The following is a 10416-nucleotide window of genomic DNA, read 5'->3' on the forward strand; positions in this document are numbered from 1 at the left end:
GCCACCCCGTCAGCCCGTCACCCGGCCACCCCGTCACCCCGTCCCGCGACAAGGAAGTACGCATGCCTGTGAGGCCGATAGCCCGTCGTACGTTGCTCCTCGGCGCCGGAGCGACACTGCTGCTGAGCGCCTGCGGCAGCGGGGCCGGGGCGGACGCGCGACCGCTCGGGATCGCCGCCATTCCCGACCAGGACCCGGAGTTGCTCAACCGGCTCTATCCCGCCGTGGCCAAGCGGTTCGCCGACGCGACCGGCCTGGACGTGGTCTACCGCCCCGTCGCCGACTACACCGCCGTGGTACGGGCGTTCGAGATCGGCGACGTACACCTGGCCTGGATGGGCGGTCTCACCGGCGTCCAGGCGCGCGAGCGTAAGCCGGGGTCCACCGCCATCGCGCAACGTGACATCGACGCCGACTTCCACAGCCTCTTCATCGCCCACACCGGCTCGAAGCTGCGACCGTTCAAGACGACGGACGGACTGCGCGACCTCGCGGGGCACACGCTCACCTTCGGCAGCGAGACCTCCACCTCCGGGCGGCTGATGCCCGAGTACTTCATGCGGCAGGCCGGACTCAAGACGAGCGCGCTGCGGGGCAAGCCGGGCTTCTCCGGCTCCCACGACGCGACCATCGAGCTCGTCGCCAGTGGCAGCTACGAGGCCGGGGCCGTCAACGAGCAGGTCTGGAAGGCCACCGTCGCGGCAGGCGACATCGACGAGAGCAAGGTGGTCGTGCTGTGGCGCACCCCCGGCTACGCCGACTATCACTGGCTGGCCCGCCCGGACCTCGACAAGACCTTCGGCGCCGGAACCAGGAAGAAGGTGCTGGACCTGCTCCTGGGACTCGACCCGCAGGACGCCGAGGACGCCAAGCTGCTCAGACTCTTCGGCGCCAAGTCGTTCGTACCGACCAGGAATTCCGCCTACGACCAGATCGAGGACGTGGCCCGCGACCTGGGGCTGCTGCGGTGAGAGACGCCTTGTCGCCGAGCGATGCCAGTCCGCCGAGCGACGGCAGTCCGCCGAGCGACGGCACGCCGGTGATCCGGCTCCGTGGCGCGGGGCGCCGGTTCGGCTCGCACGAGGCGCTGCGCGAGCTGGATCTCACCGTCCACGCGGGGGAACGCGTAGCGGTACTGGGCACCAGCGGCGCCGGCAAGAGCACACTCCTGGCTCTACTCAATGGATCGCTTGAGCCGACCAGCGGCAGCATGGAGGTCTTCGGCGAGAACCCCGCACGCCTGACTGCCCCACGGCGGCGGCTACTTCAGCAGCGCATCGGGTCGGTGAGCCAGGACCTCGCGCTGATCGAGCAGGTCCGGGTGCTGCACAACGTCAACGCGGGCAGGCTCAGCCAGTGGAGCACGCCCCGCGCGCTGGCCTCGCTGGTCTGGCCGCGCTCGCTCGACGTGGTCCGGGACGCGCTCGACCGTGTCGACCTGGCTTGGGCGCTGCACGAACGCACCGAGCGGTTGTCCGGCGGCGAGCGGCAGCGGGTGGCGATCGCCCGGCTCCTGGTGCAGTCGCCGGAGCTGGTGGTGGCCGACGAGCCCGTCTCCAGTCTCGACCCGGTGCGCGCGGCGGGCATTCTCGGCCTGCTCGGCACCACGTCGTCCACGGGCCCCTCGTCGCCCGTAAGCACGGCACCGCCCGTACGCACGGCACCGCCCGTACGCACGACATCGACCGTACGCACCCTCGTTGTCAGCCTGCACCAGCCCGCACTCGCCCGTGAGCACTGCACGCGCGTGGTGGGTCTGCGCCAGGGCGAGATCGTGCTCGACCGTCCGGCCGCCGACGTCAGCGACGCGGCCCTGCACGAGCTCTACACGCTCGCATGACGCTCCGACTCGGCGCCCCGCCCTCACCACCGGCCGCAACCGCCCGGGCGCGAAAGTCCGTGAGCGGGCGGACCGTACTGCTCCGCAAACTCGTCGGCCTGGCGGCAGTGACCGTACTGCTGATCTGGGCGGTTCAGCGCGCCATCCCGGCAGGCAGCGAGCTGGTGAACCGGGGCGGCCTGGCCCTGCTCGACGACCTCGCGGCTACGGTGCTGCACCCCTCCCTCGAACCCGCCTTCCTCCAGGTGGTGTTCGAGGCGACGGCGACGACGCTCGCGCTGGCCCTCATCGGGACGGCCGGGGCGCTGGTGCTCGGCCTGGTCGGCGGCCTGATCCTCAGCGACGTGGCGTGGGGTGACGCGCCGCCATGGCCGGTACGGGTGGGGCGGCTTGTCCTGCGCGGCGTGCTGGTGGCCGTCCGCTCGGTCCATGAACTGGTCTGGGCACTGCTCTTCGTCAGCGTGCTCGGCCTCGACCCGCTCGTCGCCGTACTGGCGCTCGCCCTGCCCTTCGGTGCGCAGAGCGCGCAGGTATTCGGAGAGACCTTCGACAGCGTGCCGGACGCGCCGCTACGCGCGCTGCGCTCCGCCGGGGCCAGGCCGTTCTCCGCGCTGGCCTACGCCCTCCTCCCCGGCACGGCACCGCTTCTCCTCTCGTACTCCTTCTACCGGTTCGAGTGCGCCCTGCGGTCCGCGGTCGTGCTCGGCGTCGCGGGCGTGGGCGGCCTGGGTTTCGAACTCACGGTGAGCCTGCAGTCCCGTAACTGGGGCGAGGTCTGGACGCTGGTCGCGACCCTGCTGGCACTCGCCGGGGTGGTCGAGTTGTGGAGCAACCGCGTCCGCTCCGATGTCGCCGTGGTGACCTGCGCCGACTGGTCGGTCGGACATGAGCGCCCGCGCGCGGCGGGCCGGTCGCCGCAGGGCCTGTCCCGCTCGACCCGCTGGTCCCTGGTCCTGGTGCTGCCGACGATCGCGGTCGCCTGGTGGTGGGTCGGCCTCTCACCGGCCGGACTCACCTCGCCGCGCACCCAGGAGCTCACCGGTCAGCTACTCGGCGACCTGTGGCCGCCCGCGCTCCCCGAGGGCGGGATGCGAGTGCTGGCCGACGCCACCTTCGACACCGTGGCCATGGCCGTGCTCGCCATGGCGGTGGCGGTCGTGATCACCCTGCTCGCGGGCCCCTGGGCCAGCCGCCCGCGCGCCGACCGCCGCAGCCCGGCGGCCTGGGGCCGCAAGGCAGCCTGGTGGGTCTCCCGGCTGCTCCTCCTCGCCCTGCGGGCGATCCCCCCGACGGTGTGGGCCGTCGTCGCGCTCTTGGCGCTCTTCCCCGGAGTACTGCCCGGGGCCCTGGCGCTCGGCCTCTACACGGGCGGCATCCTCGGCCGCCTGGTTGCCGAGGCCTGGGAGACCATGGACCTGGGCCCTCGGGACGCCCTGCGCAACGCGGGCGTACCCCGGATGGTCTCGGCGGTGGCATCCGTGGCACCACCGTCCGCGAGCCACCTGATCACGTACACGCTCTACCGCTTCGAGATCTGCGTACGCGACACCGCGATCGTCGGTGTCGTCGGCGCGGCGGGTCTCGGCCGACTGCTCAGCGAGCGTCTCGGAGCCTTCGACTTCTCCGTGGTCACCAGCGTGCTGCTGGCGTCGCTGCTGGTCAGCCTGACCGTGGAGTTCGTGGGGCGGCGGGTGCGGCGGGCGCTGCGGGGCTGAGGCGGGTCTTCACACCCAGGGCGACCGGGGCCGCTACGGCCACTCGATGGCGTCCAGCGCCGACCCGAGGGACAGACGGGCACCCCACGACCAGGCAGAGCCCGGCCCAACGAGTGCGGCATCAGGCCGCCCGGCGAATCCTCCCCGGCAGGGTCAGGTAGAAGGTCTGCAGGGACTCCTCCTTGCCGACCTCGAACCGGTTGACCACCTTGCCCAGCGGGTTCCAGACCCGCCCATCCGGCATCCGCACCCCGACCGGCTGCCCGAAGTACGCGCGCTGGTCGGCGTCGAAGTCCACCCACACCGCCCCGGCCCGCCGCACCAACACCTCACCGACGTACGCCCCGAGCCCGAACAACGTCCCCCCGACCTCCGCCCGCGCCTTCCCACCCGAACGCAATCCATCGATGACGAAGTCGACCACGCGCAGGCTCGCCACGGAGTAGTCCAGCGGCAGGCGGTTACGCGCCGTCACATGCCCCACCAGCCCGGCCGCGTGCCGCCGCATCCCCTCGGCCCGCGGTCCGCGCTCCTCCTGCTCGTCACCGTCACCCATGACGCCTACCCCTCAGCTCGGATGGAGAACGCTCGTTCGCATCTCTCACTTCATCCAGCGCACGGAGTCACCGGAGCGTCACTGGTTGCAGGCGTGTCGGTTCTCACACCATCGGAACCGCCTATTCCGACCTGACTGAGGACACAACTCCGCACTCACCAAACGGATCCCCGACGTACGCGCGACCAACCAGCCCTACCTGAACGCCTTCACAAACGGCGGTCGCGGTGGCTGTAGTTGACCAGCGGAGCACCCGTCGCCCGGTCGTGCACGTGCCGCCCGTACGGCTCGCCAGGCTGGATCTCCCGTTCGCGGCTGCGGCAGATCACGATGCGCGCACCTCGCTCCCGTACGGTCCTCAGCGCGCCCGCCGGCCGTCGGCCGTCCGGGCACAGGACGGCCCCGGCACGGCATGAAGGGCAGGCGGCGGCGTGGTCGAGCAGCGCCACGTACGCGTCGCCGTTGCGCCGCTTGTCCCACACGGGGTTCACTGCGCGCCTCCTCGCTGAGGCGGGTCCAGGAAGGTCACGGACGTAGTGAGGCTTTCGGGCTCCGCGTCCCACTCGATGCCGCCGCCCAGAGGGCGCAGCCGGACGCAGGGCCCGCGCATCCCGTGACCGCACCGACCCGGCCCCTGGCCACGCCCCACACCATCGCGCCCACCTGCGGGTGCACGCTCCCGGGCGCGACACGCGCCGGCATCGAAGCGGCCTTCGGGCAAGGGCCCCGGCGCTGCGGACTACGCCGGACCCGCCACCACGGACTGGACAAGACGCGCTTCCAGCACATGCTGACCGCTGCCGCCCTGAACCTCATCCGCACCGACGCCAGATTCACCAAGGTCTGGCTTGGGCCGCGTGGTCAGGGTTTCCCGATATCGACGACCCACACCCCGGTTCCGTCGTAGGCCTCGGGAACGGCGGTGAGCACCTGCCCGTCCTCCGCGCCGGAGACCGCGGAGCAGACAGCGTGTGCGTGGCGCCAGTCGACTCCGGAGGCGACGGCCTGTTCGACGGCCGCGGTGGCGGCGAAGTCCAGGGGAAGGAACTCCAGGCCGGGCAGTGCTCCGACGTGGGCTGCCGCACCGGGCAGCTCCAGGCTCGCGGAAACCAGGCACAGCGCGGGGACGTGGGCCCGCCCGGCGGGTTCGTCCGCCTCAACTACCGCGAGGCCGGACAGGAACCGGTGCCCCCGGCACAGGGCGAGCACCGCCGTGTGGTCAAGGATGATCACCTGCGGCCCCCGATGCGACCGGCCGCGATGTCAGCCCGCCATTCCTGTGCGCGCCGTACGTCGTCGTCGGTGAGGTCCGGGCAGAGGTTCGCACGGATGTAGGCCAGCCCTCGGGCGGTGCGCTCCGCACGCTCGGCATCGGTCGGCAGCTCGGTGGCGAGCCGTTCCACGAGGCTGCGCACGCTGGTGCCCCGCTCGTCGGCCAGTATGCGCAACCGGTCGCGAACGTCGTCGGTGACCTTGATGGTGGTGTCAGCCATACGGCAAGAATACATCTGAATACCACGCCGTGGGGAATCTGGCGGCTTCGCCACCCACGCCGGTCGGCATCTACGCGGCAGAGTGCGGGATGGCGCACTCTGCCCAGACGGTCTTGCCGGGACCCTGCGCGCGCGACTCGGAGTCCCAGCGGTCGGCGAGCGCCGCGACGAGGAGAAGTCCGCGCCCGTCGGCCCGGTCGCCCGTGGGGTCGGCGGGGGCGGGCTCGGGGAGACGGTCGCCCTTGGTATCGGTGACGGCGATGCGTACGCGTGTGCCAGTGGGCCTGGTACGCGTGTCGGGTGCGGCGGTGAGGTCGAAGCGGAAGTCCCGGCCGGGGACGTGGCCGTGCCGGACGGCGTTGGCGCACAGCTCGGCGGCAATGAGACTGAGTGTGTCGTGCGGTTCGCTGCCATACGGGATGCCCCAGGCGTCGAGCCGCTTCGCGCACAGCCGCCGGGCGAGGCGGGCGCCGCGCGGGGTGGAGCTGAAGTCCATGGCGAAGTGGTGGGTGGGGCTGGGGAGTTGGCTGGTCTGCGTGGTGCGTGCGGGGTTGCCGGTCATGCTCCCACGGTGGGGTGTCGTGGCGTAGCGTGACCAGGAGTGACGCGTTGTCGCGGGGGCGTTGTACGCGGCGGGTCGGTGGCTGTACGTGGCGCGGCGGGTGGTTCGGGCGGAAGGCGTGGACGGTGACGATGGCTCAGGACGAGGGCGGCGAGCGGGCCGAGGTGGGGCAGCGGCCGGAGGACGAGCCGGGCTCGGGTGTGGTGAGCGCGTTCGGGCGGCAGTTGAAGCTGTTGCGGGTACGGGCGGGCTTCGACCGGGCGCAGTTCGGGAAGCGGATGGGGTACGCGGCTCAGTCGATCGCGTCGATCGAGCAGGGGCGCCGGATTCCGCAGGCGCGGTTCATCGACCGGGCGGATGAGGTGCTGGACGCGGGCGGCGTACTGAAGGCCCTTAAGGAGGAGGTTGCGCGGGCTCAGTATCCGGCGTTCTTCCGGGATATGGCGCGGCTCGAGGCGCAGGCGGTCGAGCTGTGCGCGTATGACTCGCACGTGGTCAACGGCCTGTTGCAGACGGAGGACTACATGCGGGCCGTGCTTGCGATGCGGCGGCCGCTCCTCGACGAGGAGACGATCGAGTCTCGCGTTGCCGCACGGCTGTCGCGACAGGAGATCTTCAGTCGGTGGCCCGCACCGCTGCTGAGCTTCGTCATGGACGAGGCGGTGCTACGCAAGCCGTTCGGCGGAGGCAGGGCCATGCGCGGTCAGCTTGAACAGATCCTGCTCCTCGGGCAGAAACGTAATGTGGAGGTCCAGGCCATGCCGATGGACCGCGAGGACAACGCGGGCGTTGACGGACCGTTCAAACTGATCACACGCAAGGGCGGCGAGCAGTTCGTGTACGGAGAGGTCCAGGGGCGAAGTCACCTGCTCACAAACCGAGATGAGACCCATCTCGCAGCCGCGCGTTATGGGATCATCCGGAGCCAGGCTCTCACTCCGCGAGAGTCCCTGGGATTCATCGAGAAGTTGCTGGGAGAGCTATGAACACCGCAGAGGCCCCGTCCGTGGGCTCGGAACTCACCTGGTTCAAGAGCAGCTACAGCGGTGCCGAAGGGGGCGACTGCGTCGAGGTCGCCACGACACCCGCAGCCGTGCTCGTTCGGGACTCGAAGCGGCGCACCGGCCCAGCGCTGGGCGTCGGCGGCGAGGCTTGGACCGAGTTCGTGGCCTCGCTGTCCGGGCGCTGACGACGGGAGGGTCCCGGCGCGCGACGGGACCTCAACCGCGTACGGCCTCCGGGCCTACTCCCCGTCCAAGCCCTCCTCTTCATGGATCATCCGCCACGCCGCGCGCAGTGCGGGGCGTGGCCGGACAGCACGGTGAGCCCTTCGTGCAGGTAGCGGTACGCGGTCGGACCGCGCCCCGCACGGGTCGCCGTGCCGCTGCTTGTTCATCAGGCCACCCCCGCCGCGCCGACCAGGCGCCGGTCAAGGTCGATGCCGTACTCGGCCGCGAGCACCAGGGCGAGCCGCCGCCGACTCTGCCGGGCCCGTTCCTGCCGCTGTTCGTGGTCGAGCAGATACGGGCGGACCAGCGCGCTGTCCTCACCGGCAAGCGGCACGTCCAGCCCGTACGGCGAACGGGGCCGTGCCCGCTCCTGCCGGGGCGCGACGGGAACGGGCGCGGGGCAGGAGGGCACCGTGTCGGGCAGGGGGTCGCATGTCGTCCCCGAGGCGCCCACCGCGGCACCCAAGGAAGCCGAGACCGGCGCTGACTGATGTGCGCCATCCGACGCCGGTCGCCCGGCGGCTCAGTCTGCGCTCATCGGTTTTCGTGCACATCAAACAGGTTGAGGCCAAACGTGCTCCTTGGTTGGCAGCTCAAGTCGGGCTGCGAGTGATCGGTGACTTGACCATGGCTCCCAACTGATCCAGCCACGCATGCGACGAGTGTCAGCACTTCACCCGGCTCGCAGAGTCCCTCCGTGCCCGGCGCCGAGGCAGCCACTGGACTCGTCAGCCAAGCGGTCAGCTCGGAGCCGGCTCACGGTTCGTGGCTCTCGAACCAGTGCGTGTCGAAATACCGGGCGGTCGAGAAGGGGTGCCCGCGCTCAGTCAGCATGCGGAAGACGAACTCGGCGACCGAGCCGTCGAACCGGCGCCAGGAATCGGGAATTTCCTCTTGAGCGAGGACGGGCCACCCCTCTGGGTCATCGCCTTCGGTAAGCCAGTAGAACTCGTCCGCCTGCTCAGACGTACCCCACTGAAGAAGCCCCCCGGGGGCCGGGTAGACGCCATACGGCTGCCAGACACTCACGCCCTCCCGCGATTCAAACCGGGCCAGATACTCGGCGTGATCAACAACGTCCATGCCGGGCAGACCGGCATCGGGGACGTACAGGCTCAGGAAACCGTCGAAGGCACCGTCTCCGAAGATCTCGGCGAGTTGCTTGTAGTCGCCGGGCAGAGCGGTGCCGAGGCGCTCCTCGACGGCGGCCCAGTCGATCGTCCGCGTCCGTCCCCCTCCGGCCCACCCGGTCACGGCAACGACCCGCTCCACCCACGAGGCATCGACTGGCAACCCGTCCACCACCGGCGCGGCCCGTTCGGCGACCAGCACCACGCGCCGCACACCGCCCTCGCTGTCCACGGTCCCGGCCCCGATCCACCAACTCCCATATGCCCATGCCCGCATGTCCACCACGTGCTCACCGAAGGGGGCGAGCAGGGGCAGCCCTGTCGTCGCGTCCACCGTCGGATCGGCGTATCCGCCCATGGCGAGATTGCGTGAGACCCCGTACCGGCCGCTGATCCCCTCAACCAGCTCGGCCAGCGAGATCTCCCCGGCGACGGCAAGACAGAGGTGCCCTGCCCCATGCCCGGCCACGCCGCACTGCAGCGGCTGCGCACCGCGCCGAGCCAACCGCGTTATGGCATCGAGCAGTTCGTCCTGTCCCATGAGCTTCCGCTCCTCCCTGCGCATGCGCTCCAGCTTGCCGTCCTCCTTGATCCCCCGGATCTCCCGCCTGACGCGAAAGCCGATATATCCCCAAGCCGGGAGCGCAGCGACAAGACTCATCAGCCGATCCTCGCCGGACTCGCCGTACCTGAGGGTGATCGACCCCATGAGAGCGGCCCAAGTCATTGCATAGCCGAGCAGACGACTCATGCCCCCATCGCCCCCGCGGAGAAGTCGACCGTCCAGGATTCGCGCACCAGGCACCCAGGAGATTCACCCCGGGACGAACCCCGGCCACCATGGCGGAATGTTTCCCGGGCACTCTGGGGCTGGATACGAGTCCACAATCCCAAGCCACGTCACGAAAAACCAAATAAGACACACTGAAGACGACTCCGGCCACCAAAGTCACAGCAGGACCAAATCTACCCAGAACCCGATAGAAAGCCATCCACAAAACGGCTGCAGTCAGCCACATGAGCGGAGCAAGGAGTACGAGGTAGAACGAATTAGCAGATGAGTTTACGCCGACATCACAAGACGCCCAGACGCCCCCGATCACTGAAACCGAAACAACAGATACAGGAATACCGAGCAAAATTTCCGATCGAGTCCCGGCCATTGCAACCCCCCAAGCGCGTGCGGGAGCCCACTGTTATTCAAGCCGACTCTCCCGGTTCGTACCCCGTTTTGGATCAATAACAGGATGGGCTCGTGGAAAATATGGCACAGCTGACGGCCCGCCAGATGCACCTGGCGGGCCGTCACGTCGGAGTTCAATTCAGTCGAAGCCCAGCGGCTCAGAAAGCCCGGTAATACGGCGTCTCGATCGTCCCCGCGACACTGAATGCAGAGAATTCTGCCTCCGTGAGCAAACGGTAAACGAATTCAGAGGCGGTCATGTCGAAACGCTGAAAAGGCTCCAGTGGATCCACTCGCGCCACCACGGGCCATGTCGACGGATCATGCGAGGTGTCGGCCAGCCAGTAGTACTCCTCCTCAATGAAGGAATACCCCCACTGCACAAGCCCTTTGCCCCCACTCTCGCCATCTCCGAGGAGCCCGAAGGGTTCGAACATCCGACGGTTATCGGGATTTCCACGCACGGACCTGAGCAAGGATTCGTGATTGGCCAGCACCGACTCTGCGACCCCTTGCGCCTTTAGTACCAGCACATGATCACAGAAGGCACCCCACGCCGCGAAGCGACGGCGCATTTCCTTGAAATCAGCCGGCAGAGGGGTGCCCAGCACCCTTTCAGTGTCGGCCCAGTCTAGTTCGCCTGGCTCAGCGCTCCAACCCGTCACCGTCACCAGGCGATTGACCCACTCCATGTGCACCCCTCCACGC

General features: G+C 69.4%; 14 protein-coding genes. 6 read left to right on the forward strand and 8 right to left on the reverse strand.

From position 1 onward, the window contains the following. From U9R90_RS10530 to U9R90_RS10540, 3 genes are all read left to right on the forward strand, one after another. Positions 1-971, forward strand: a 971-nt coding sequence (locus U9R90_RS10530) for a putative selenate ABC transporter substrate-binding protein (protein WP_411056143.1), incomplete at its 5' end; no start/stop codon positions are given. A gap of 8 nt (positions 972-979) precedes the next feature. Continuing rightward, positions 980-1840, forward strand: coding sequence for a phosphonate ABC transporter ATP-binding protein (locus tag U9R90_RS10535; RefSeq protein WP_411056144.1), 861 nt, complete (start codon positions 980-982; stop codon positions 1838-1840). Further along, on the forward strand, positions 1837-3555 hold the full coding sequence (locus tag U9R90_RS10540; protein WP_411056145.1) for a PhnE/PtxC family ABC transporter permease: 1719 nt from the start codon (positions 1837-1839) through the stop codon (positions 3553-3555). Before U9R90_RS10535 ends, U9R90_RS10540 begins: the two co-directional genes overlap by 4 nt. A 121-nt stretch (positions 3556-3676) precedes the next feature. Here the strand turns inward: U9R90_RS10540 and U9R90_RS10545 are convergent, their stop codons facing one another. Continuing rightward, entirely contained in the window at positions 3677-4111 is a 435-nt protein-coding gene (locus tag U9R90_RS10545) for a hypothetical protein (protein ID WP_411056146.1), read from the reverse strand. Between the two features lie 209 nt (positions 4112-4320). Continuing rightward, positions 4321-4602, reverse strand: a complete 282-nt coding sequence (locus tag U9R90_RS10550) for a hypothetical protein (protein WP_411057792.1) — start codon at positions 4600-4602, stop codon at positions 4321-4323. On the opposite strand from U9R90_RS10550, the gene U9R90_RS10555 reads away from it, so the two are divergent. Further along, positions 4524-5018 (forward strand): transposase, encoded by a 495-nt coding sequence (locus tag U9R90_RS10555; RefSeq protein WP_411056147.1) that lies wholly within the window; start codon positions 4524-4526, stop codon positions 5016-5018. The two genes, U9R90_RS10550 and U9R90_RS10555, sit on opposite strands and share 79 nt — an antisense overlap. Here U9R90_RS10555 and U9R90_RS10560 read toward each other — a convergent pair. From U9R90_RS10560 to U9R90_RS10570, 3 genes are all read right to left on the reverse strand, one after another. After that, positions 4973-5344 carry a hypothetical protein gene (locus U9R90_RS10560; RefSeq protein ID WP_411056148.1) on the reverse strand — a complete coding sequence of 124 codons (372 nt, stop codon included), beginning with the start codon at positions 5342-5344 and terminating at the stop codon, positions 4973-4975. The two genes, U9R90_RS10555 and U9R90_RS10560, sit on opposite strands and share 46 nt — an antisense overlap. Beyond that, positions 5341-5604 (reverse strand): hypothetical protein, encoded by a 264-nt coding sequence (locus U9R90_RS10565; protein WP_411056149.1) that lies wholly within the window; start codon positions 5602-5604, stop codon positions 5341-5343. The genes U9R90_RS10560 and U9R90_RS10565 overlap by 4 nt, the downstream gene beginning before the upstream one ends. Before the next feature lie 70 nt (positions 5605-5674). Further along, complete coding sequence (locus U9R90_RS10570; protein WP_411056150.1) at positions 5675-6166, reverse strand: ATP-binding protein; 492 nt, start codon at positions 6164-6166, stop codon at positions 5675-5677. A gap of 131 nt (positions 6167-6297) precedes the next feature. Between U9R90_RS10570 and U9R90_RS10575 the strand changes: the two genes are divergently transcribed. Both U9R90_RS10575 and U9R90_RS10580 read left to right on the forward strand, forming a co-directional pair. Next, positions 6298-7152: a helix-turn-helix domain-containing protein gene (locus U9R90_RS10575; protein WP_411056151.1), complete on the forward strand. Its 855-nt coding sequence runs from the start codon at positions 6298-6300 to the stop codon at positions 7150-7152. Next, positions 7149-7355, forward strand: a complete 207-nt coding sequence (locus U9R90_RS10580) for a DUF397 domain-containing protein (protein WP_411056152.1) — start codon at positions 7149-7151, stop codon at positions 7353-7355. The genes U9R90_RS10575 and U9R90_RS10580 overlap by 4 nt, the downstream gene beginning before the upstream one ends. Positions 7356-7561: 206 nt before the next feature. On the opposite strand, the gene U9R90_RS10585 is transcribed toward U9R90_RS10580, so the two are convergent. The 3 genes from U9R90_RS10585 to U9R90_RS10595 form a co-directional block, all read right to left on the reverse strand. Further along, complete coding sequence (locus U9R90_RS10585) at positions 7562-7729, reverse strand: hypothetical protein (RefSeq protein WP_411056153.1); 168 nt, start codon at positions 7727-7729, stop codon at positions 7562-7564. A gap of 422 nt (positions 7730-8151) precedes the next feature. Next, entirely contained in the window at positions 8152-9276 is a 1125-nt protein-coding gene (locus U9R90_RS10590; protein WP_411056154.1) for a hypothetical protein, read from the reverse strand. 590 nt (positions 9277-9866) lie between these two features. After that, the gene (locus U9R90_RS10595) at positions 9867-10400 is read right to left on the reverse strand and encodes a hypothetical protein (RefSeq protein WP_411056156.1); all 534 of its coding nucleotides are present in this window, start codon (positions 10398-10400) and stop codon (positions 9867-9869) included. Positions 10401-10416 lie beyond the last annotated feature (16 nt).

The sequence above is a fragment of the Streptomyces sp. E11-3 genome (assembly GCF_046540415.1).
In the GTDB taxonomy this organism is placed as follows: Bacteria; Actinomycetota; Actinomycetes; order Streptomycetales; family Streptomycetaceae; genus Streptomyces.